15 protein-coding genes, 4 rRNA genes and 3 pseudogenes are annotated in these 22,914 nt (G+C 63.6%); 5 read left to right on the top strand and 17 right to left on the bottom strand.

What is annotated here, in order from left to right; genetic code table 11:
- Positions 1-68 precede the first annotated feature (68 nt).
- The 6 genes and pseudogenes from ACQCSY_RS11075 to ACQCSY_RS11050 all read right to left on the bottom strand — a co-directional run.
- A 16S ribosomal RNA gene (locus ACQCSY_RS11075) occupies positions 69-1,594 on the bottom strand.
- A 604-nt stretch (positions 1,595-2,198) separates the two neighbouring features.
- Positions 2,199-2,393, bottom strand: a pseudogene (locus ACQCSY_RS11070) (putrescine oxidase); the annotation flags it as partial.
- Between the two features lie 24 nt (positions 2,394-2,417).
- On the bottom strand, positions 2,418-2,654 hold the full coding sequence (locus ACQCSY_RS11065; protein ID WP_427128741.1) for a putative transposase: 237 nt from the start codon (positions 2,652-2,654) through the stop codon (positions 2,418-2,420).
- Positions 2,651-3,664: a putative transposase gene (locus tag ACQCSY_RS11060; RefSeq protein WP_427128740.1), complete on the bottom strand. Its 1,014-nt coding sequence runs from the start codon at positions 3,662-3,664 to the stop codon at positions 2,651-2,653. Before ACQCSY_RS11060 ends, ACQCSY_RS11065 begins: the two co-directional genes overlap by 4 nt.
- A gap of 11 nt (positions 3,665-3,675) precedes the next feature.
- Positions 3,676-4,662 (bottom strand): putative transposase, encoded by a 987-nt coding sequence (locus ACQCSY_RS11055; protein ID WP_427128739.1) that lies wholly within the window; start codon positions 4,660-4,662, stop codon positions 3,676-3,678.
- 148 nt (positions 4,663-4,810) lie between these two features.
- Positions 4,811-5,209, bottom strand: a pseudogene (locus ACQCSY_RS11050) (flavin monoamine oxidase family protein); the annotation flags it as partial.
- Between the two features lie 207 nt (positions 5,210-5,416).
- On the opposite strand from ACQCSY_RS11050, the gene ACQCSY_RS11045 reads away from it, so the two are divergent.
- Positions 5,417-5,551: a 3-hydroxyacyl-CoA dehydrogenase family protein gene (locus ACQCSY_RS11045; protein WP_427128738.1), complete on the top strand. Its 135-nt coding sequence runs from the start codon at positions 5,417-5,419 to the stop codon at positions 5,549-5,551.
- 113 nt (positions 5,552-5,664) lie between these two features.
- Here the strand turns inward: ACQCSY_RS11045 and rrf are convergent.
- The 6 genes from rrf to rpmB form a co-directional block, all read right to left on the bottom strand.
- A 5S ribosomal RNA gene (gene rrf / locus ACQCSY_RS11040) occupies positions 5,665-5,781 on the bottom strand.
- A 224-nt stretch (positions 5,782-6,005) separates the two neighbouring features.
- Positions 6,006-9,154 (bottom strand): 23S ribosomal RNA (locus tag ACQCSY_RS11035).
- A gap of 541 nt (positions 9,155-9,695) precedes the next feature.
- Positions 9,696-11,221 (bottom strand): 16S ribosomal RNA (locus ACQCSY_RS11030).
- Together the 16S, 23S and 5S rRNA genes form the textbook arrangement of a ribosomal RNA operon.
- 648 nt (positions 11,222-11,869) lie before the next feature.
- Positions 11,870-12,175, bottom strand: coding sequence for a 30S ribosomal protein S14 (rpsN, locus tag ACQCSY_RS11025; RefSeq protein WP_043485315.1), 306 nt, complete (start codon positions 12,173-12,175; stop codon positions 11,870-11,872).
- Positions 12,176-12,179: 4 nt separating this feature from the next.
- The gene (gene rpmG, locus ACQCSY_RS11020) at positions 12,180-12,347 is read right to left on the bottom strand and encodes a 50S ribosomal protein L33 (RefSeq protein WP_003798558.1); all 168 of its coding nucleotides are present in this window, start codon (positions 12,345-12,347) and stop codon (positions 12,180-12,182) included.
- Complete coding sequence (rpmB, locus tag ACQCSY_RS11015) at positions 12,347-12,583, bottom strand: 50S ribosomal protein L28 (protein ID WP_011693744.1); 237 nt, start codon at positions 12,581-12,583, stop codon at positions 12,347-12,349. The genes rpmG and rpmB overlap by 1 nt, the downstream gene beginning before the upstream one ends.
- A 485-nt stretch (positions 12,584-13,068) precedes the next feature.
- Here rpmB and ACQCSY_RS11010 point away from each other — a divergent pair, with 485 nt between their 5' ends.
- From ACQCSY_RS11010 to ACQCSY_RS11000, 3 genes are read left to right on the top strand one after another with little or no spacing between them, the layout of a single operon-like run.
- Positions 13,069-14,511 carry a ferredoxin reductase family protein gene (locus tag ACQCSY_RS11010; RefSeq protein WP_427128737.1) on the top strand — a complete coding sequence of 481 codons (1,443 nt, stop codon included), beginning with the start codon at positions 13,069-13,071 and terminating at the stop codon, positions 14,509-14,511.
- Positions 14,508-15,005, top strand: a complete 498-nt coding sequence (locus ACQCSY_RS11005; protein ID WP_427128736.1) for an FMN-binding protein — start codon at positions 14,508-14,510, stop codon at positions 15,003-15,005. Before ACQCSY_RS11010 ends, ACQCSY_RS11005 begins: the two co-directional genes overlap by 4 nt.
- A complete protein-coding gene (locus tag ACQCSY_RS11000) occupies positions 14,989-15,825 on the top strand; it encodes an FAD:protein FMN transferase (RefSeq protein ID WP_427128735.1) in 837 nt (278 codons plus the stop codon). Before ACQCSY_RS11005 ends, ACQCSY_RS11000 begins: the two co-directional genes overlap by 17 nt.
- Here ACQCSY_RS11000 and ACQCSY_RS10995 read toward each other — a convergent pair.
- On the bottom strand, positions 15,822-16,583 hold the full coding sequence (locus ACQCSY_RS10995) for an SGNH/GDSL hydrolase family protein (protein WP_427128734.1): 762 nt from the start codon (positions 16,581-16,583) through the stop codon (positions 15,822-15,824). The genes ACQCSY_RS11000 and ACQCSY_RS10995 overlap by 4 nt on opposite strands.
- Positions 16,584-16,647: 64 nt before the next feature.
- Positions 16,648-17,127 (bottom strand): MarR family winged helix-turn-helix transcriptional regulator, encoded by a 480-nt coding sequence (locus ACQCSY_RS10990; RefSeq protein WP_427128733.1) that lies wholly within the window; start codon positions 17,125-17,127, stop codon positions 16,648-16,650.
- A 101-nt stretch (positions 17,128-17,228) separates the two neighbouring features.
- Between ACQCSY_RS10990 and ACQCSY_RS10985 the strand changes: the two genes are divergently transcribed.
- A complete protein-coding gene (locus ACQCSY_RS10985) occupies positions 17,229-17,516 on the top strand; it encodes a YciI family protein (RefSeq protein ID WP_427128732.1) in 288 nt (95 codons plus the stop codon).
- A gap of 24 nt (positions 17,517-17,540) precedes the next feature.
- Here ACQCSY_RS10985 and ACQCSY_RS10980 read toward each other — a convergent pair whose 3' ends face one another.
- From ACQCSY_RS10980 to ACQCSY_RS10970, 3 genes and pseudogenes are all read right to left on the bottom strand, one after another.
- The gene (locus ACQCSY_RS10980; protein WP_427128731.1) at positions 17,541-18,365 is read right to left on the bottom strand and encodes an SGNH/GDSL hydrolase family protein; all 825 of its coding nucleotides are present in this window, start codon (positions 18,363-18,365) and stop codon (positions 17,541-17,543) included.
- An 83-nt stretch (positions 18,366-18,448) separates the two neighbouring features.
- Positions 18,449-21,922, bottom strand: coding sequence for an ATP-binding protein (locus tag ACQCSY_RS10975; RefSeq protein WP_427128730.1), 3,474 nt, complete (start codon positions 21,920-21,922; stop codon positions 18,449-18,451).
- A gap of 202 nt (positions 21,923-22,124) precedes the next feature.
- Positions 22,125-22,914, bottom strand: a pseudogene (locus ACQCSY_RS10970) (DUF4194 domain-containing protein); the annotation flags it as partial.

Raw genomic sequence — 22,914 nt, 5'->3', positions numbered from 1 at the left:
GGCATATACTCCTGACAGACTCTCGCACCCCGCATACACGGGACAGACAGCCTGTAGGTGCTCCTTAGAAAGGAGGTGATCCAGCCGCACCTTCCGGTACGGCTACCTTGTTACGACTTAGTCCCAATCGCCAGTCCCACCTTCGACAGCTCCCTCCCACAAGGGGTTAGGCCACCGGCTTCGGGTGTTACCAACTTTCGTGACTTGACGGGCGGTGTGTACAAGGCCCGGGAACGTATTCACCGCAGCGTTGCTGATCTGCGATTACTAGCGACTCCGACTTCATGGGGTCGAGTTGCAGACCCCAATCCGAACTGAGACCGGCTTTTTGGGATTAGCTCCACCTCACAGTATCGCAACCCTTTGTACCGGCCATTGTAGCATGCGTGAAGCCCAAGACATAAGGGGCATGATGATTTGACGTCGTCCCCACCTTCCTCCGAGTTGACCCCGGCAGTCTCCCATGAGTCCCCGCCACTACGCGCTGGCAACATGGAACGAGGGTTGCGCTCGTTGCGGGACTTAACCCAACATCTCACGACACGAGCTGACGACAACCATGCACCACCTGTGAACCGGCCGCAAGCGGGGCACCTGTTTCCAGGTGTTTCCGGTCCATGTCAAGCCTTGGTAAGGTTCTTCGCGTTGCATCGAATTAATCCGCATGCTCCGCCGCTTGTGCGGGCCCCCGTCAATTCCTTTGAGTTTTAGCCTTGCGGCCGTACTCCCCAGGCGGGGCACTTAATGCGTTAGCTACGGCGCGGAAAACGTGGAATGTCCCCCACACCTAGTGCCCAACGTTTACGGCATGGACTACCAGGGTATCTAATCCTGTTCGCTCCCCATGCTTTCGCTCCTCAGCGTCAGTTAATGCCCAGAGACCTGCCTTCGCCATCGGTGTTCCTCCTGATATCTGCGCATTTCACCGCTACACCAGGAATTCCAGTCTCCCCTACATCACTCTAGTCTGCCCGTACCCACCGCAGATCCGGAGTTGAGCCCCGGACTTTCACGGCAGACGCGACAAACCGCCTACGAGCTCTTTACGCCCAATAATTCCGGATAACGCTTGCGCCCTACGTATTACCGCGGCTGCTGGCACGTAGTTAGCCGGCGCTTCTTCTGCAGGTACCGTCACTTTCGCTTCTTCCCTACTGAAAGAGGTTTACAACCCGAAGGCCGTCATCCCTCACGCGGCGTCGCTGCATCAGGCTTGCGCCCATTGTGCAATATTCCCCACTGCTGCCTCCCGTAGGAGTCTGGGCCGTGTCTCAGTCCCAGTGTGGCCGGTCACCCTCTCAGGCCGGCTACCCGTCGTCGCCTTGGTGAGCCATTACCTCACCAACAAGCTGATAGGCCGCGAGTCCATCCAAAACCGCCGTAAAGCTTTCCACCCCCCGCCATGCGGCAGGAAGTCATATCCGGTATTAGACCCGGTTTCCCAGGCTTATCCCAGAGTCAAGGGCAGGTTACTCACGTGTTACTCACCCGTTCGCCACTAATCCCCGGTGCAAGCACCGGATCATCGTTCGACTTGCATGTGTTAAGCACGCCGCCAGCGTTCATCCTGAGCCAGGATCAAACTCTCCGTTGAAGTAAAACAAAAACAGACACAACCAACACCCCCGGGAAAACGGGAGAAGAAGGCTGCACAAAATTTGAAACCAGCCAAAAACACCAGACCACACCACGGGGTGGCACGGTCCGGCAAATTCAACCAATCCATATAAATAAATTGGTATCAACAAACTTGGCACACTATTGAGTTCTCAAACAACAGACACACCCGGCACCACCACAACCATCTATCGGTCGAGGATCGCTCCGGAGCAACTTTCCAAACTTACCCGGTCCCGACCCCCGGCGCAAATCCCGTTTCCAAGACCCACACCGGCAGACAAGCCGCCCCACCAACACCCAGCAGCGCACAAGAGGCGCCAACCAGATCCTGGTTTTGAAAATTTTAGGGGTTTGGCCGCCTCCGGTTCCCAGCATTTCCGCTGGTCTCCCTCGTGGCGACTTAAAAAACTATACACCCGTTCCGCCCCAACCGCAAACCCACTTCCGCACTACTCCGAAACCCCGCCAACCGACCGCGAGCGGCAGGCGCACGGCGCTGCGGGCGTAGCCCCAAGCAAGCAAAAGGGAGGACGCCGGCGGAACACGGGTTCCGGCGTCGTCCTCCCCTTGCTGTCTCCTCAGGCGGCGGTGCTTTCGGATGCTGAGTGCCGTGCCAGGATCTTCGCCGCGGTGGCCCGCCCCATGCGCACGGCACCGTCCACGTGCTGGTAGCCCTCGGCGGCGAGGTCGCAGGAGGCCCAGTAGATGGGGCCCACCGGGGCCAGCTGCTCGGCCCCGTAACGGGGCGGCCCGCCCAGGTCCAGGGCTCCTGACATGGTCACATATTCGGTGTGATGTCAGTGGCGGTTTTTGATGCCGAACTGCAGCACCAGGCTGGTGCCGGGATAGACGGTTTCGGTGGCGGTGAGATGGTCGCAGAGTTCGGCGGCGGCCTTCGTGGCGCGGGCGGTTGGCAGCGGGTCCAGGGTGATCTCGAGGTGGCCGCCGGCGGGCCGGATATCGCCGGGCCGGACAAGCATCTGCCGGATGAGGGCGTGGGCCTCGTCGGACGCACGGGCGTAGCCGGTGTTCATCCGGACGTCGCGGGCGAGCGAGCGGTGACGGTGTTGAACGCGGCGATCTTCACCGCGTGGGTGAGCAGCTTGGTTTCGGTGTCCAGGATCTTCTGTGCGGGGGCGATGTCCCCGAGCCGAAGCCGGGCCGGCACGGCCCGGTGGGCGGCCTGCGCGTTGTCCAGGTCCTGTTCCGCCTGACGCAGTGGTGCGGTGAGCAGGTTGTAGGCCTCGTTCGTGATGAGCACGGACCCGTGGCCGTTAGCGGGGGTGCGGGCGGTGAGCAGGGCCGCGTCGGTGGCGGCCTTCGCCGCGGCATGGCGGGCCGTCGCGGACACCACTGTGGCGTGGGCAATCTTCTTCGCCGGGTTCGGCACCATGCGTTCGGCGTCATCGTCGCTGACGGCGTAGGCGTCCTGGGAGTCCAGGTCGAAGTGCATGCGCGCGTAGCGGAAGTGGTTTTCCTGCCGCCAGCGCGAGCCCATCCGGAACAGCAGTTCCCCGGGTGTGAGGTCGGTGCGGGTGGTGAGCAGGTGGATCTGGCGCACGGCACCCTTGCCGTTGTCGATCAGCCGGGTGATCTGGCGCATGCCGAAGACTTCAGCGTCCTTCTTCTCCCCGACGGGCAGGTCCACCAGGGCGTCGGCGGCCTCCCATGCGTGGGCCAGCCCGGTCTCCGGATCGGTGAAAGTCACAGTGCCGAAAAGCTCTGCGCCGAGGTCCTCGGCGGTTCCCTTGCGCCAGGTCAGGGTGTCGAAGCCTTTGGCGGCCATGTGTTTGAAGAGGGCCGGGGACCAGCCGCCGCGGTCGAACCCGACGAGGACCCGCCTGTCATTGCCGACGATGTCCCGCAGGGTGGGCAGCAGCCGGCGCAGCTCCATCGCCAGGGAGGCCCCGGGTTCGGCCAGGACGACCATGACCGGGTCCCCGGCGGCGTCACTGACCCAGGTCTCCAGGGTGGCCGGGGCCGGGAACTTCAACCGGGTGGAATGCTGCTTCGCGATCTTCCGGGTGCCATGGTAGGCGCGCACGTGCCCGTCCACTACAGCAAAGCCGCCAGGTCCTCCCCGTCCGGGCCGCTGCCGGAGAGGTGGCGGGAGGCCATCGCCGTGATCAGCTCAGCGGCTTTCCCCGTTTCGGCGAGGGCAGCGAATTTGCGGCGGATGGTTTTGACCTCCGGGGCGCGGTCCATCCCCAGGATCCGGCCCAGGGCGTGCGGGTCGAACCGGGTCGCGCCCTCGGCGCGGGGTTCGCCGGCCAGGGCGCGGAACACCGCATCCAGCAGCACCGTCTCCAGCCCGTAGAACCCCGGGGCCAACTGCCTGTAAACCTCGTTCGCGCAGGCGAGCAGCCCAGTCGACGCCAGGGCCGGCAGGGCCAGGAACAGTCCGGCCAGCGGGACCCGGGCGGCCGGGGCGAAAACCGGCTCCGCATGGGACATAAGTCCGGTCCGGGCTGCGGCGCGCTCACCCGTGCGGTCCGCCGGTGCCGGGAGCACCGGTAGATCCAGTGCCTCCTGCCCCGGAAGCTGCCCACCGTGCGCGGCGTCTTGCGGCTGTTCTGCCTCCGGTACGGCCTGCCCGGCGGCGGTTTCCGCGGGTTCGAGGGCGCGCATCACGGTGGTCGTGGACAGCCCGGTCGCGGCGCCGATCGCGCGCAGGGACTGCCCGTCCGCCCGGCGCCGGAGGATCTCGGCGACCACGGTGTCCGTGAGCCGGGAGGGGCCCCTCGGGCCGGGTTTCTCCGGGACCAGGGCCGCGGTCCCGCCGGACTGGTAGTCCTTCCGCCACCGCCACGCGGTGCCCGGGGCCGTGCCAAACGCCGCGGCGACCTGCGCCACCGGGGCGGCCTTGAGCTTGAGCAGCTGTACCGCGGCCAGCCGCCGGCCCGTCTCGTCCCCGGCGTCCCACTGGAAGGACAGTACCCCGAAGAGGTAGACCCGGCCGCCGGTTTCGTCTTCCAGGACGGCGGCGGCCCCGAGCTCCACCGCCTCGGGCGGACACAGGGGAAGGGGCGGCTGCTCGGTCATCCAGCCCATCTTCCCACCTCCCGGAACCCAATAAAATCTCCCCCTAATTATATGACACTGCGGGCAGGATTAAAAGACCCCGGACCCGCAAAATCCCCGCCAATCCGGGAAACCCGGCCAGCCCCCGAATCCCCATGTCAGGAGCCCTGAGGTCGTAGCTGGCCGCGTACGCGCCGCGGGTCCATTCCTCCGAGCCCCAGTCGGACTCGTAGTAGACCACCGGCTCCAGCGTCCGCAGACCCAGGGACTTCGCCATGGACTCCAGGATCACCCGGCGCCGTTCCTCAGCATCCAGCGCAAACACCGCATCGGCCTTCTTATCCGGCACAAGGGACACCAGGGTGCCGCGGGGATCGCCGTGGTTGCTGTTGTCGTAGATTTCCTGCACCACCAGATCCGGGCTGAAGCAGGTGCCCGAGAGGCCTTCCTCGCGCCAGAAGGGCGTTTCATACACCGCGTGGACCTTGATGACCTGGCCCAGCGACTGGTGCTGGTGCATTTGCTGCTTGCGGCGAGGCAGCGGCGGCTCAAAGCCAACGCTGGAATACTCCGAGACACGCTGCATGCCTCACAACGCCGCCAACTACAAATCGGTTATCCTCATGAGAAGTGCCGTCCGGACGGCGGCATGACACTCATCCGGGAATCCATTTCCCCACGAACCACCAAGAGCCCCTTATCCGTACCGGCAGAGTGAGCTCTATCCTAACCGCGAACTCCTCAACGCCGGGCTCCTCCAAGGTGGCCGAAGCCAGTGGCAAGCGACACAAGCCACGTGCCAGGAGAGCAACGACCCCTGGACAGGCCGTCCGAAGCAGTTGCGGCGCTGGTCGACGCCGGGAAACTCGGTCGGAAGTCCGGCGAAGGCTGGTACCGCTACGAGAGCTGAACCCGCTGCCTGGCGTGCTGGCAGCGGGTTCTGGCTTGGTGGGTTGGGTGTTGGGTGTTAAATGCGGGAGAGCCCCCGACCTGTGGTTGGGGGCTCTCGACCGTTTAATGGTTGTCCGGCGGTGACCTACTCTCCCACACCCTCCCGGGTGCAGTACCATCGGCGCTGTGGGTCTTAGCTTCCGGGTTCGGGATGGGACCGGGCGTTTCCCCCACGCTATGACCGCCGTAACCCTTCGTCCCGTCCCGCCGGGTGTGCCGGGGGTGGGAAGTCTGTGGTGACAACATGGCCGCTGCGGATGCCGCAGCTGTGGTGTTGTTATTCAGTTGTGGTGTTTTTGTTCCTGTGACAACGGTTTTGTTGTCTGGGAACCACATAGTGGACGCAAGCAGTCTTGTTTTCTTTTTTACCGCCGTTGGTGTGAACGTCTTTTGACGCCGTTCACCGGTGGTGTGTGGTGTAAGTTATCGGCCTATTAGTACCGGTCAGCTTCACGAGTCGTTGGTCCTCGCTTCCACATCCGGCCTATCAACCCAGTGGTCTGGCTGGGGGCCTCTCACACACAAGGTGTATGGAAATCTCATCTCGAAGCGAGCTTCCCGCTTAGATGCTTTCAGCGGTTATCCCATCCGAACGTAGCTAATCAGCGGTGCACTTGGCAGTACAACTGACACACCAGAGGTTCGTCCGTCCCGGTCCTCTCGTACTAAGGACAGCCCTTCTCAAATTTCCTGCGCGCGCAGCGGATAGGGACCGAACTGTCTCACGACGTTCTAAACCCAGCTCGCGTACCGCTTTAATGGGCGAACAGCCCAACCCTTGGGACCTACTCCAGCCCCAGGATGCGACGAGCCGACATCGAGGTGCCAAACCATGCCGTCGATATGGACTCTTGGGCAAGATCAGCCTGTTATCCCCGAGGTACCTTTTATCCGTTGAGCGACGGCCATTCCACAATGTACCGCCGGATCACTAGTCCCGACTTTCGTCCCTGCTCGAGATGTCTCTCTCACAGTCAAGCTCCCTTGTGCACTTACACTCGACACCTGATTGCCAACCAGGCTGAGGGAACCTTTGGGCGCCTCCGTTACTTTTTAGGAGGCAACCGCCCCAGTTAAACTACCCATCAGGCACTGTCCCTGACCCGGATTACGGGCCGAAGTTAGATGTCCAAAGTGACCAGAGTGGTATTTCAACGATGACTCCACCCGGACTGGCGTCCGGGCTTCCACGTCTCCCACCTATCCTACACAAGCCACTCCGAACACCAATACCAAACTATAGTAAAGGTCTCGGGGTCTTTCCGTCCTGCTGCGCGTAACGAGCATCTTTACTCGTACTGCAATTTCGCCGAGTTTATGGTTGAGACAGCGGGGAAGTCGTTACTCCATTCGTGCAGGTCGGAACTTACCCGACAAGGAATTTCGCTACCTTAGGATGGTTATAGTTACCACCGCCGTTTACTGGGGCTTGAATTCTCAGCTTCGCCTTGCGGCTAACCGGTCCTCTTAACCTTCCAGCACCGGGCAGGAGTCAGTCCGTATACATCGTCTTGCGACTTCGCACGGACCTGTGTTTTTAGTAAACAGTCGCTTCCCCCTGGTCTCTGCGGCCCCTGCACGCTCCGGACAGCAAAGTGTCCATCACGCTGGGGGCCCCCCTTCTCCCGAAGTTACGGGGGCATTTTGCCGAGTTCCTTAACCATAATTCTCTCGATCGCCTTAGTATTCTCTACCTGATCACCTGTGTCGGTTTGGGGTACGGGCGGCTGAAACCTCGCGTCGATGCTTTTCTCGGCAGCATAGGATCACCGAATCCCCCCTCACGGGGGTCCCGTCAGATCTCAGGCATCATGAACGGCGGATTTGCCTACCGTTCGCCCTACATCCTTAGACCGGGACAACCATCGCCCGGCTCGGCTACCTTCCTGCGTCACACCTGTTAATACGCTTGCCTCCCGGGATCAGGTCCCGCGCTCCACCAAAACCCGCACATCCCGAAGGACGATCGGGCAGGTTTCGGGCGGTTAGTGTCCCCCGTTCGGCATGGACGGTTTTTCACCGGTACGGGAATATCAACCCGTTGTCCATCGACTACGCCTGTCGGCCTCGCCTTAGGTCCCGACTTACCCAGGGCAGATTAGCTTGACCCTGGAACCCTTGATCATTCGGCGGACGGGTTTCTCACCCGTCTTTCGCTACTCATGCCTGCATTCTCACTCGTGTGGGCTCCACCGCTGGTTTACACCGCGACTTCACTGCCCACACGACGCTCCCCTACCACTCCGGACGCCTGAACCAACCCACAAGGGGCGGCTTGGCTGTTGTCCGAAATCCACAACTTCGGCGGTGTACTTGAGCCCCGCTACATTGTCGGCGCGGAATCACTTGACCAGTGAGCTATTACGCACTCTTTTAAGGATGGCTGCTTCTAAGCCAACCTCCTGGTTGTCTTCGCAACTCCACATCCTTTCCCACTTAGCACACGCTTAGGGGCCTTAGTTGGTGGTCTGGGCTGTTTCCCTCTCGACTATGAAGCTTATCCCCCACAGTCTCACTGCTGCGCTCTCACTTACCGGCATTCGGAGTTTGGCTGACGTCAGTAACCTTGTAGGGCCCATTAGCCATCCAGTAGCTCTACCTCCGGCAAGAAACACGCAACGCTGCACCTAAATGCATTTCGGGGAGAACCAGCTATCACGAAGTTTGATTGGCCTTTCACCCCTACCCACAGCTCATCCCCTCCATTTTCAACTGAAGTGGGTTCGGTCCTCCACGACGTCTTACCGTCGCTTCAACCTGGCCATGGGTAGATCACTTCGCTTCGGGTCTAGATCACGCCACTGCAACGCCCTGTTCAGACTCGCTTTCGCTACGGCTTCCCCACACGGGTTAACCTCGCGACGTAACACTAACTCGCAGGCTCATTCTTCAAAAGGCACGCCGTCACAGCTACTTGTGATTACTCACGGCTGCTCCGACGGATTGTAAGCACACGGTTTCAGGTACTGTTTCACTCCCCTCCCGGGGTACTTTTCACCTTTCCCTCACGGTACTGGTCCGCTATCGGTCATTAGGGAGTATTTAGGCTTATCAGGTGGTCCTGACAGATTCACACGGGATTTCTCGGGCCCCGTGCTACTTGGGATACCTCCCAGGCGGTGCACAACATTTCGGTTACGGGGCTCACACCCTCTACGGCCGGCCTTTCAAGACCGTTCACCTATGTCCACACTCTCACCTTCCCAGCCCGGCAGAGCTGGTATGGAAAGTCCCACAACCCCGACCATGCAACGCCCGCCGGCTATCACACATGGAACGGTTTAGCCTGATCCGCGTTCGCTCGCCACTACTGACGGAATCACTATTGTTTTCTCTTCCTGCGGGTACTGAGATGTTTCACTTCCCCGCGTTCCCTCCACGCACCCTATGTGTTCAGATGCGGGTCACCACGTCGCCTTGCGACGCGTGGCGGGGTTTCCCCATTCGGACACCCTGGGATCACAGTCCGGTTATCGACTCCCCCAGGCTTATCGCAGATTCCTACGTCCTTCTTCGGCTCCTAATGCCAAGGCATCCACCGTGTGCTCTTAAAAACTTGACCACAAAAGATCAAAAACTACTTCACGAGAGAACCACGGAAACCACACCGCAACCAGCCACACCCGAAGGCACAACCAAGTCCACGGCACAGATCCAGGTTCATATTCTTGGAAATTGCTTCTTATAAAAGATGCTCGCGTCCACTATGTAGTTCTCAAACAACAACCCCGTACCCCACACCCCACACACACCCCCAAGGGGCTCCGTGCATGATCGGCGCGGCCAGGAAACCAGAAACAAACGTCCCGCACCGCACACCCGCCACCGACAAAACGGGAACAGGCATGCGCCGCGGTCCTGTTGCCTCAGGACCCAACAGTGTGCCAAACACTACCCGGCAGCATCAATCCGGTGACGTTCCAGGACCCTCCCCGAAAGGAGTGTCCGTACTTGTTACCGGCCCGTGCCGCCAGGCACCTATTCGTTGATATTCCACCCGTGAGCACCCGCCGCAGAACAATCGTCTGCGCAGCGGGCATATACTCCTGACAGACTCTCGCATCCCGCATACACGGGACAGACAGCCTGTAGGTGCTCCTTAGAAAGGAGGTGATCCAGCCGCACCTTCCGGTACGGCTACCTTGTTACGACTTAGTCCCAATCGCCAGTCCCACCTTCGACAGCTCCCTCCCACAAGGGGTTAGGCCACCGGCTTCGGGTGTTACCAACTTTCGTGACTTGACGGGCGGTGTGTACAAGGCCCGGGAACGTATTCACCGCAGCGTTGCTGATCTGCGATTACTAGCGACTCCGACTTCATGGGGTCGAGTTGCAGACCCCAATCCGAACTGAGACCGGCTTTTTGGGATTAGCTCCACCTCACAGTATCGCAACCCTTTGTACCGGCCATTGTAGCATGCGTGAAGCCCAAGACATAAGGGGCATGATGATTTGACGTCGTCCCCACCTTCCTCCGAGTTGACCCCGGCAGTCTCCCATGAGTCCCCGCCACTACGCGCTGGCAACATGGAACGAGGGTTGCGCTCGTTGCGGGACTTAACCCAACATCTCACGACACGAGCTGACGACAACCATGCACCACCTGTGAACCGGCCGCAAGCGGGGCACCTGTTTCCAGGTGTTTCCGGTCCATGTCAAGCCTTGGTAAGGTTCTTCGCGTTGCATCGAATTAATCCGCATGCTCCGCCGCTTGTGCGGGCCCCCGTCAATTCCTTTGAGTTTTAGCCTTGCGGCCGTACTCCCCAGGCGGGGCACTTAATGCGTTAGCTACGGCGCGGAAAACGTGGAATGTCCCCCACACCTAGTGCCCAACGTTTACGGCATGGACTACCAGGGTATCTAATCCTGTTCGCTCCCCATGCTTTCGCTCCTCAGCGTCAGTTAATGCCCAGAGACCTGCCTTCGCCATCGGTGTTCCTCCTGATATCTGCGCATTTCACCGCTACACCAGGAATTCCAGTCTCCCCTACATCACTCTAGTCTGCCCGTACCCACCGCAGATCCGGAGTTGAGCCCCGGACTTTCACGGCAGACGCGACAAACCGCCTACGAGCTCTTTACGCCCAATAATTCCGGATAACGCTTGCGCCCTACGTATTACCGCGGCTGCTGGCACGTAGTTAGCCGGCGCTTCTTCTGCAGGTACCGTCACTTTCGCTTCTTCCCTACTGAAAGAGGTTTACAACCCGAAGGCCGTCATCCCTCACGCGGCGTCGCTGCATCAGGCTTGCGCCCATTGTGCAATATTCCCCACTGCTGCCTCCCGTAGGAGTCTGGGCCGTGTCTCAGTCCCAGTGTGGCCGGTCACCCTCTCAGGCCGGCTACCCGTCGTCGCCTTGGTGAGCCATTACCTCACCAACAAGCTGATAGGCCGCGAGTCCATCCAAAACCGCCGTAAAGCTTTCCACCCCCCGCCATGCGGCAGGAAGTCATATCCGGTATTAGACCCGGTTTCCCAGGCTTATCCCAGAGTCAAGGGCAGGTTACTCACGTGTTACTCACCCGTTCGCCACTAATCCCCGGTGCAAGCACCGGATCATCGTTCGACTTGCATGTGTTAAGCACGCCGCCAGCGTTCATCCTGAGCCAGGATCAAACTCTCCGTTGAAGTAAAACAAAAACAGACACAACCAACACCCCCGGGAAAACGGGAGAAGAAGGCTGCACAAAATTTGAAACCAGCCAAAAACACCAGACCACACCACGGGGTGGCGGGATCCGGCAAATTCAACCAATCCATATAAATAAATTGGTATCAACAAACTTGGCACACTATTGAGTTCTCAAACAACAGACACACCCGGCACCACCTAAGACCCAAACGGTCCAGGATCGCTCCGGAGCAACTTTCCAAAGTTACCCGGTCCCGTGGAGCTTTGCAAATCAGCGTTTCCGTGATTTCCATTTCCACGAGGTGGGTCCCCGCCCGTATTTAGCGCGCAAATTTGCGTACCATTTTCCAGGCTGTTCATCAGGGGGTCGGTCGCAATCTTTCCGCATCAGCGGCGGCGACTCGAATGACTCTACACGCCCGGAACACCCGGCGCAAATCCACCCCCGAAGGCACCAAGATCCGCGGCAACCCGGGCCAAAACGGGGTCACCGCGCGCAAAACCGGAGTGCCGGCGTCGTAATTGGTTCTGTGTGGTGCATCACCCGGCCGTGAGCTGCCTGTCGGAACCGCTTAGACGCAGGAAGGGCCGGCAACCAAACGGTTGCCGGCCCTTCTCAAGCCACTGGCTTCAGGAGTACTGATTTACCAGGAAGACTTCGTGATGCCCGGGAGCTCACCGCGGTGAGCCATGTCGCGGAAGCGAACACGGGAGATACCGAACTTCTGGAACGTACCGCGGGGACGGCCGTCGATGATGTCGCGGTTACGCAGACGGACGGGCGACGCGTTGCGGGGCAGCTTCTGCAGGCCGAGGCGTGCTGCTTCGCGTGCTTCGTCGGTTGAGTTGGGGTCAACCAGGGCCTTCTTCAGCTCGAGGCGCTTTGCAGCGTAACGCTCGACGATGACTTTACGCTGTTCGTTCTTAGCGATCATTGACTTCTTAGCCATGTGTTTAGCGCTCCTCTCGGAATTCGACGTGCTGGCGGATTTTGGGGTCGTACTTCTTCAGAACCAAACGGTCCGGATCGTTACGACGGTTCTTGCGCGTCACGTAGGTGTAACCCGTGCCCGCGGTCGACTTGAGCTTGATGATCGGACGTACGTCCTTGTCCTTTGCCACTAGAGCTTCACTCCTCGTGCCAGGATGGCGGCTACGACTACGTCGATGCCACGCACGTCGATGGTTTTGATGCCACGTGCAGAAACCTGCAGCGTGACGTTACGGCGCAGGGACGGAACCCAGTAGCGCTTCTTCTGGATGTTCGGGTCGAACCGGCGCTTGTTGCGGCGGTGCGAGTGCGAAATGCTGTGTCCAAAGCCCGGCTCGGCTCCGGTCACCTGGCAGTGTGCTGCCATGTCGACTCTCCTCAAAAATAAATGAAACGGTTTGGCGGAGTTCCCGCGAACCGTGCGATAGGCAGCGTCCGCATCCGGCTCCCGCCCACGTCCCGTAGTTCCGCAGGTTTCAGACAGACGGCAGAAACCGGCTGTTTTCCTCACTGCGGCGAAGATTGTGGGCCACGGGCACCGGGCGGTGGCAATCTTTCGGAAAGCCACCGCGAAGTACCGGGATACTGGGCGAATACAGGAATGCGCGCAACTTGAGCCCCTAACTACCGGCCGTCGGGACCGTCGATTTCTCAGACAGATCCTGCCAACCGGAGCAATTGCACACGCTCCGCGCCACCTAGCGCCTACCAAGTCTACGAGCTGGGGGAATTAAAGACCAATCCTGTGCTGCAGGCAGCGGCTGGATGCCCGGAACGGCGCCGCTGGCACGTCATACCCCCGCCGAAGCATTTTCACAGCCAAATGATAGGCAGCCGACGGATTCTGGAGTCATGAATACACAACTCCTGACGGCCCGTCCAGCGGCTCCCCGCCGCTCCTCCGGCGTCGCGAACCCTTTCAGGGGGCAGCATCGACGGCGGTTGCTGACGGCGGACCTTCTGACAGTCCTCTTCTGGACGTCCCTGGCGGGCGCCGTCGCATTGTGGCTGGCCGACGGCGGCGCAGCGGGGTTCTCGACCCTCGCCGGTTCATTCACCGCGCTGGGGATTGTGGCCGGTCTCGCCGGCATGGACCTGGTGCTCCTCATGTTGCTCCTGGCGGCCCGCATCCCCATGATCGACCGGACCGTGGGCCACGACCGTGCCCTTGAGTTCCACCGCAAACTCGGCAAGCCGGCCCTCTATCTCCTCCTCGCGCACGGGGTCCTGATCGCGATCGGCTATGGCATGGCGGAGGGGCTGGACCCGGTTAGCGAGGCAGTAGCGCTATGGGTCCTCGTTCCGGACATGTGGCTGGCCTACCTGTCCATCGCCCTCTTCATCGCCGTCGTGGTCACCTCCCTGGTGGCCGTCAGGCGCCGTTTTCCCTACGAATTCTGGTACGCCGTCCATCTGCTGACGTACGCCGCGGTCCTGACCGCACTGCCGCACCAGTTCAGCCTCGGAGGCCTCTTTGCCGAGGGCACCTGGCAGCGCTGGTACTGGCTGGCACTGTGCATCGCTACGGGCGCCGCCCTCCTGTACTTCCGGGTGGCGCAGCCCCTCATAGCCACCTTCAGGCACCAGCTCAAAGTCAGCCGGGTGGTTCCGGTGGCCCCCGGCGTCGTAAGCATTGAAATGTCCGGACTCCACCTTGAGCAGCTGACGGGAAGCGGCGGCCGATTCTTCATCTGGCGGTTCCTCGCACCCGGCGTATGGTGGCACCCGCATCCGTTCAGCCTTTCCGCCGAACCCGTACAGTTCGACGCCGCCGGCCAGGGGACGCTGAGGATTACGGTCCGCAACCTCGGCAGGGGTTCGGCGCAGCTTGCGGCGCTGAAGCCCGGGACGAAGGTGGCCGTGGAAGGCCCGTACGGGCTGTTCAGCACGGCGGCACGGAGCCGCAATCATGTGGTCATGATCGGTGCGGGCATCGGCATAACCCCGATCCGGGCGCTGCTGGAAAGTACGCCCTTTCAGCCAGGAAATGCCACCGTCATCCTCCGCGGGCACAGCGAAGCCGAGCTCTACCTGGGCGAGGAAATCCTCGACCTCTGCCGCCGACGGGGCGGCATCCTCTTCCACCTGACCGGGTCACGCCCGACTGGCGTCTGGACCTGGTTGCCTGAGAACGCAGCCCGCTCGGGGCACCGGCTGGCCACCTACGCGCCGAACATCGCCGATGCCGACGTCTACGTCTGTGGACCAGCAGCCTGGGCCAGGAGCGTGCTTCAAGACGCCCGCACGGCCGGCGTCCGGGAAGACCAACTCCATTACGAAAGGTTCGACTGGTGAGAAAACGCGCAGCGGTTTCAGCAGCACTAGCTTCCGCCGGCATCCTCCTGGCGGGCTGGCAGTCGGGCGTCCACGTCGCCGATACCGGAAGCACCGCCGCCAGCACGTCGGCCGGGTCCGGCGGCGCAACGGGGACCGAAACGCCAAGCGCCAGCGGATCCTCCGGCACCTCCGGGCCCACCGGGACTTCCGGTTCCACCGGGGCCGCGGCCAAGGCGGCTGGAACCTACGCTGGCGCCGTCGTCCAGACCCGGTTCGGCGCCGTCCAGGTGCAGATCACGGTGAAGGCCGGCACGATCACCGATGTCACGGCGCTCCAGCTGACCGATGCGGAGCGCAAGTCCGTGCAGATCAGCAACCGGGCCGCCCCGCTGTTGCGGGCCGAGGTGCTCAAGGCCCAGTCGGCCAACGTGCAGACCATCAGCGGAGCCACGGTGACAAGCGACGCCTATTTGAACTCACTCCAGGCGGCCCTCGATGCAGCGAACCTCTGAGCTTGGGTCTCCTGCCCTGACGGCCAGGACCTTCGGCTGCATGGGCACCGTCATCAGCCTGGCCGTTCCGGCAGGGGCCGTTCCGGCCGGGCCTGTTCCGGGAGTGCCTGTTCCGGGGACGCGCGGGGCCGCGGAGGTTCTCGATGCGGCCACGGCCGCCGTCGAACGGCTGTTTGCCGCGTGGGATGAAACGTTCAGCGTGTACCGCCCCGATTCCGAGGCCAGCCGGCTGGCGCGCGGCGAAGTCACGCTTCGGCAAGCTTCGGCAGAGATGCGGAACCGCTACGCGGATGCCATCAGCTGGCGAATCCTGACCGGAGGCGCCTTCTCGCCGGAGCGGCCCGACGGCGTGCTGGACCTTTCCGGGATCATCAAGGGATACGCGATCCAGCAGGCCGGGGACGCGCTGCTGGCGCTCGGGATCGACGACTGGTGCCTGAACGCCGGGGGCGATGTGCTGGTCAGCGGCTCGCCCGGTCCGGGAGGCGCGGCACCATGGCAGGCCGGGATTGCGGACCCGCAGGACCGTGCCGTGCTGCTTGCCGGCCACGCTTTGGGCGGCCCCGGCGCGAAGCGGGCCCTGGCCACGTCCGGCTCCGCGGAGCGGGGTGACCACATCTGGACGGCCGGCACCGAAAGCGCCGAGTTCAGCCAGGTGTCAGTGGCAGCGGCGGATATTGTCACCGCGGATGTGCTCGCGACGGCGATCGTCGCCGGCGGGACCGCAATGCTGAACCGGGCTACGGACGGGTGGGACATCGACGTGCTCGCCGTCCGCCGCAGCGGCGAACTGCTCGCGACGCCGGGATTCCGGGCCTAGAGGTGCGTGAGCTGGCCGTACCGCGGCTGGAGGCCGTCGCCCGATGACTTGCCGGTGACGCGCCGGACAACCCACGGTCCGGCGAATTCGCGGACCCAGCGGGCGTTCGCGCGGATGGCGTCCACCCGGCTCAGCTCCGGCACCGGTGTCATGGGCGGGACGTCGATCGAGTGCTCGTGTTCCAGGACCGTGAGAACGCGCTTGGCCATGTTCGCGTGCCCGGCGGCGGACATGTGCATCCGGTCCGTGGCCCACATTCCCCAGTCGTAGTACTCGCTGAAGCGCCAGTAATCCACCAGCAGGGCGCCGTGGTCCCCGGCGATCCCGCGCACCAGCTCGTTGTAGATGGCGGTACGGCCGCGCATGGTGCCGAAAACCTTCGAGCCGCGCGAATCGAAGCCCGTGAACATCAGCACCGTGGCGCCGGTGGCGCTCAACTTGCGGATGCCGGCGTCGTATTCCACCAGCAGGTCATCGATATCGACCTTGGGCCGGAGGATGTCATTGGCACCGGCGTAGATGGTCACCAGTGTGGGATTGAGTGCGACGGCGGCATCCACCTGCTCGGCCATGATCTGGTGGAGCTTCCGGCCGCGGATGGCGAGGTTGGCGTAGCCGAAGGACGGATCCGCGGCGCCGAGCTGTTCGGCCACCCGGTCGGTCCAGCCCCGGACACCGTTGGGGCGGCCCGTGTCGTCGTCGCCAACGCCTTCCGTGAAGGAATCTCCAAGGGCTACATACCGGGACGTGAAATCCATGCCCCAAGTCTGCCAGCAGTTGCCGCGAGCAACAAAGACGGGTGTGCCCGGTGCCGGGGCGGACTCAGCTTTCGCGCAGGATCCAGTGGTCGTCGTCGAGGCGGGCCACGATTTTCTCGCCGATACGGGCCAGGTCCGCGACGTCGTCCGGGCTCAGGGCGTCGAGGAACAGCGACCGGACCGCCTCGACGTGGCCGGGGGCGAGCTCCTCGATGGTGGCCATTCCGGCGTCGGTGAGGTGGGCCGTCGTGACGCGGGCGTCGCCGGGGTGGGGCCGGCGTTCGACCCAGCCGCGGTTCTGCAGCTTGGTGACCACGTGGGAGAGCCGGGACAGGGAGGCGCTGGTGCGCGCGGCGAGTTCGCTCATGGGCAGGAACCGGCCGTCGGCCTCGGAGAGCATTGCCAGCACGTTGTAGTCGAACAGGGAGACCTTGCCCGAGGCGTGCAGCTGTGTGTCCAGGGCCGCCGGCAGCAGGGTGTTGATGCTCAGCTGGGCCAGCCAGGCACGGCGTTCGTCGGCGTTGAGCCAGCGCGGTTCGGTCATGGCTACATTCTAGGAGACTTGAAGCTTGACGGTTCAACCTCGCGCGTTGATTCCGGAAAACTTCCTGCCTTCCCGCCGCGGGCTACCGGTAGGCTGACCGTATGTACGTAGTCTCCCTGACATACAAGGTCCCCGAAGAGATCGTCGAGTTCCACCTCCCGGCGCACGTGACGTGGCTGCAGGACGCGTTCGATGACGGTGTCTTCATGGTAGCGGGGCGCAAGATCCCGCGCACGGGCGGGCTGCTTCTCTCCAACGCCGACCGGGCCAGCCTGGACGCAGCCCTGGCCAAGGACCCGTTCTACGTCAACGGGGTGGCCGAATTCGAAGTCATGGAGTTCCATGCCAACAGGGTGGCCCCGGGCTACGAAAACCTGCTGGACAGCTAAGCCCCGGCTTCGGCCCGGGCGGCTTCAGTCCCGAAGCAGCTTCTTGAGGCCGCCCTTGCGCGGGACCCTTACCGGTTCGGGCCAGCGCGCGCTGAGCTGATCCCCCAACGTGATGCCGCGGAGCTTGCGCCCGAAGAGGGGCAGCACCCAGTCGTGCACCCAGCGGCGCTGCCGGCGCTCCCACTCGCGCAGGCCCGGCTTTACCGGCGGTTCCCAGTCCTTGGGCCTGATCTTATGGGGCACCCGGATGTGGTCCAGGACCTGCCCGGCGAGGTACTTGTGGCCTGCCTTGGACATATGCAGGCGGTCCGAATCCCACATCCGCGGGTCGTGGAACGCGTCGAAGCACCAATAGTCCACGAGCACGGCACCGTACTTCGCGGCGATTTCACGGACGCGCTGGTTGTAGAAAGCGTTCCTTTTCTTCAGTGGTTCCAGGAGCGCCGAGACCTTGACGTCGAACCCGGTAAAGAGCACCACCGTGGCTCCGGTGCCGGCGAGCGCGGCCACGAGGCTTTCGTAGTCCCTCATGAGGGACCCGATGTCCGTGCCGAAATCGAGGATGTCGTTTCCGCCGGCGTAGACCGTGATCAGGGTCGGCTCCATGGCGAGCGCCGCCGGGAGCTGTTCGTCGATGATGTGGCGCAGCCGTTTGCTGCGGATAGCCAGGTTGGCGTACTCCCACCCGGGCTCCGCCTTGGCCAGGTGCTCCGCGACCCGGTCCGCCCAGCCCCGCACGCCGTTCGGCAGGCGTTTGCTCCGGTCCCCCACTCCCTCGGTGAAGGAATCCCCCAAGGCGACGTACCGACGTCGTCCCTCAGGCCCGGCGTTCAGAAGTTTTCCGGCCACGGTGCCAAGCTACCGAACCCAAAGAGCCGGCAGGGAAAGAGGAGATGAACCGCAGGCAACCGAAGGCCGAGAGGGACAGGTAACTACCGGAGAATAATGTCCACCGGATTCGCCTCGGAGCGCCAGATGCCCACGGACCCGGGACGCGGACCGATCACGGGAGCCGTCAGGACACCCGAGCGGTTGGTGCGCTTGTCCCGAAGGATCTCGGTGACGGAGCCGAGGTGCCGGGACAGGTCGATCACGTTCTCCGGCGCGGCCAGGAGCAGCTGGAAGCCAAAATCGTGCAGCGCCTTGATGCCGGCGCCGGCGAACTCCTCCGAGGCGAGCACGAAGGCCTCGTCCATCATGACGGTGCCGTAGGTGGTGAAGCCCTGTTCGGCGATGCCCAGCTGGTAGCTCAGCGCAGCGGCCATGATGAAGGCGGTGAAGCGCTGCCGTTCGCCGCCGGACATGGCGCCGGTGTCCGCGTGCATGAACACTTCGGTCTTCTGCCGTCCGTCTTTCGAAACGCGCGAGCCCGCCACCTCCCGGTGCTCCTTGCACTGGATGAACAGGTGCCCGCGGACGTCCAGGACCTCGGCACGCCAGCGCCGATCCTCCGGGGTCTGCGAGCCGAGCCGCTTCACGAGCGTTTCGAGCGACTTGTAGCGGTTGGTGAGCTCGGCGTCGTCGTCCGTCTCAGGCCCCGAAACGGTGCGGGTTGGCCGGGTGTGCCGGACCCTGAGGGCGTTCTGGATGGCGTCCTTGAACTGCTTGGCCGTGGCCGGCAGCGTCTGCTTGATGTCCAGTTCCAGGAAGCTGCCTTCGTGGAAGTTGACCTCGGACAGGATGCCGTTGAGCGGCAGGATGCGGCTCGAGATGGAGCGGCGCTCCTCGTCCAGCAGGTGCAGCAGCGTGCTGAAGGATTCGTGCGTGCGCTGGTTGAAGAACTGCCGGAATTCGGCCTCCTGGGCGGGCAGTCCGTCGCTGACGATCGCGTGGTACCGGGATTCGAACTCGCCGGCGGCGCCGATCGAAGTGCCGTGGTCCGCGGAGATCGCCGTGCCCCATTCGCGGACGAAGCCCTCGAAGATACGCGTGAGCCGCTCGGAGGTGGCCTGTCCGCGGGATTCGGAGGCGTGCAGTTCGGCGAGGAGCCGGGTGCGCACCTGGTTGGCGAGGTTGTCCAGCTCGTGCATCTCCAGGACGTCGCCGAACCCGGCGAAGTACGGTTCCAGCGCGGCGACGGTGGAGTCCGACGGCGGCGACTGGGCCAGGCGCGCCCGCGCGGCGTCCAGCAGCGAATCGGCGGCCGTCAGCTGCGAGTCAAGGGCCTTGTATTCGCTCTGCAGCACTGCCGCGGCCTCGGTGCTGGACTGGTGTTTGTGCCGGGCGGCCTCGATCTTGGCGCGCAGGGGTTCCAGGTCCGCCTGCGCGGCGAGGGCGTCCTTGAGCCGCTGCTCGATCCTGGCGAGCTCGTCCGCGGCCACAGCGGCCGAGACCTGTTCCCAGGGCCGGTGGTCATCGGCCACGCGGCGCAGGGCCTCGAGCTGCCGGGTCATGCCCTGGTGCGACTCTTCGCGGCTCTGCGCGAGTTCGGCGGCCTTGGCCAGTTCCTGCTGCAGGTCCGCGACCTGCGCCGCCACGAGGTCGAGCTTGGCGGCGTTGTCGAAGCCGAGCACGTAGTCCTGGCGGCTCGCGAAGCGGTCGTCCTTCTCCACCGTGTGGCGGTTGCGCTTGACCACGCCGCCCAGGCTGAGACCCTTGTCCAGCCTGGCCAGCTCGTCCGGGTCTTCCACGCACGGGTAGGCGAAGTCGACGGCAATCCGTTCGCGGAGCCAGGCGCTGGCCTCCGCAAGCGCCTCCGGGCGGGGAGCGGCGTCGGTCAGCAAGCTCAGCTTGGTCAGCAGATCGCCGTCGGCCACGTCCTCCACGGCCAGGGCGCCGCTGGACAGCGGCTTGGACACGTCCACGGCGCGGAGGGCTCCGCGGACGGAATGATCATTGAGGTAGCGGGTGACGGCGGCGAAATGCTCGCCCGGCACCAGCAGCGTGGTGGCCAGGCTCCGCAGCGCGCGCTCGGCGGCCGGCCGCCACTGCTCCTGCCCCTCGGCGAGGTCGATCAGCTCGCCGCCGTAGGGCATGTGCTCCTCGGGGATCCCGGTCGCCGCGGCGATCGAGGCCCGGTTTTCAATGCTCGACGGCGGCAGCAGGGACTTGCGGGTCTTCAGCGAGACGAGCTCCTGCTGGGCCGCGGCGAGCTCCCGCTTCTTCGTGGCGTGGCCGTCGAATGCCTCGAAGCGCAGCTCCTGGAGCGCCTCCGAATCGTCCTTGAGCTCGGACGAGCGTGCGGCAGCGTGCGTGTGGGCCTGCTCCCAGCCGGCGGCCGTCCACTGAAGTTCCAGGCCGGCGGCGGACAGCGCCTGGCGGGCCGATTCCTCCACCTGCTGACCGAGCTTGAGCCCCACCCGGGCGTTCTCCAGCGCCTGCTCGATCGCGGAAATCGCGTTGCCGCCCTGGTTGTTGTAATCCGCCTCCAGCTGGCGCAGCTCCTTGGCGAGGCCGTCACGGATGCTTCGTTCGGTGCCCAAATCCTTGGCCTTCGCCTGCGCGAGCTCTTTGAACCGGGCCAGAGTCTTCTCGTGGACGGTGACGGCAAGCTGTTGCTGGTACGCCTCGAATTCCTGGCCCGCGAGGTCCCGCAAACGGTTCGCGTCCAGCAGCGACTGGGCATACTCCTTGTTCAGCCCGGGCACCGGAGCCAGCTGGTCGCGCTGCTGCCGGACGTCCTCAAGCCGCTGCCGGATGGACATGAGGTTGCTGAATTCCTCGACGACGTCGTCTGCGGCGGCCAGCGTGGCGGGGGCGTCCAGGACCTGGTCCCGGAAGAACGTGTTGACGCTGCCGCCCAGGCCCTTGCCTGCCTGGATCACGCGCAGCAGCGGCAGGGCCTGGTCCGAGTTGATGCCGAGGAGGCGCCGGAATCGTTCGGCAAAGGCCTTGTGTACGTCGAAGACCTGGGCGTCCGGGAAGATCGCGTCCAGGGCCGCCTTCGTGAACCGCTTCTCCGCGATGCCTTCGATGGCCGCGAGATCCAGCGGCTTGTTGTCGACCAGGTAATATCGGCCGACGCTGGACTCCGTGCCGTTCTTGGGCAGGTCGAAAAGTGCCGACACGGTCACCTTGGTGCCCGCGGCGTTGTCGAAGGTCAGGGCGACGGCGGACCACGTGGCGCCGGGACGCTGGAACGCACTGGCCGAGCCCACGCCGACGGCCTTGTCCCCCACCTTGCCGCGCATGTACGTGAAGGTGGTCCGCTTGTCCTCCACGGCGCCGCCGGCACGCTGGGCGGCTGCCTCGTTGGAGCGCGGCCGGGCATCGAAGACCCGCAGCATCGCGTCGAACAGCGTGGACTTGCCGACGCCGGAGTTGCCGGTCAGCAGGGTGCCGTTGCGGTCCACGTGCATGGTGTGGGCGCCATGGAAGGTGCCCCAGTTGACCACCTGGACGAGGGCCAGGCGCATCTGGCCCGGGTTGGTGAGCTCGCCCATCGGCAGCATGGTTGCGATGCTCACTTGTTGGCCTCCGCTTCAGCAGTTGCGTCAGTCGTGGTTGCCTTTGACTGGGCCCCGGTGTGGTCAGGTGACGCCGACGGCGATGCCGCCCCCGCCCCTTCGCCGGACAGCAATCGTCCTGCGGACGATGCTGCCGGCTCCGACAGGCCCGATGCCACTCCCGGGGCGGCATCGCCGTCGTCGTCGTTGGGTGCCTCACCTTCCCCATCGTCCTCGGAATCGTCGGCGTCATCAGATGGGGCCGTGGCGCCGTCGAGCTCTATCAGCGGTTCTGTTCCCGCGGGGTCGGTGCTGGCCGCCACGAGCGCCTCGATTTGGGCGGGGATGTCGCCGATGTTCTCGAACGGGAGGGCCAGCGGGAGGACGTTGGAGATCGTGTAGACATCGTCCAGGCCTGTAGTGAGGAGGAGCTGGCGGGCCAGGAGTTTGGTGATGGCGCGGTTGACGACGTCGGAATCCCTCAGGGCGTCCTGCTGGCCGGCCGGCTGGTAGTGGGCCACTAGTTCGGCGATTTCCTCGCGCGTGATGGTGGGGTCGGTCTGGGCGGTGACGTGGCGGTCCAGGAGCAGCCGCAGGCGGAGGAGCACGATGGTTTCGACCCGGCTCAGCGCGCGCTGTTGTCGCAAGATGCTCGAGCGGGCGCTGCCGCCGATCGCCTCGGGATCCACCGGCCGCAGCACGGCAACCTTGCGTTCGTGATCCAACTGCAGCGTCAGGAACAGCTCGGAGAGGCGGCTGCGCAGGATGAGCTGGTTGTCCAGCAACGTGGTCCACAGTTTTTCGTCACGCCCGCCGTCGATGTACGGGCCCTTGAGCAATTTCACGAGCGCCTGGCGGACCTTCATCGGCAGCACCCCGGTGTCCCCGGGGAACAAGGCGGCACCGTCGACGAAGGTGTCACGCGGAGTGACCGTGAAGGGATTGGCGTGGATGTGTTCGGGCTCCGCACCAGTGCCCAGCTCACCGTGGGTGTCTTGGGTAGTTTCAGTCAT

Origin of the sequence: Pseudarthrobacter sp. S9 (assembly GCF_050156545.1) — a bacterium.
Lineage (GTDB): Bacteria > Actinomycetota > Actinomycetes > Actinomycetales > Micrococcaceae > Arthrobacter.
The sequence above is the reverse complement of the archived record's forward strand: the minus strand, read 5'-3'. Positions and strand labels throughout refer to the sequence as shown.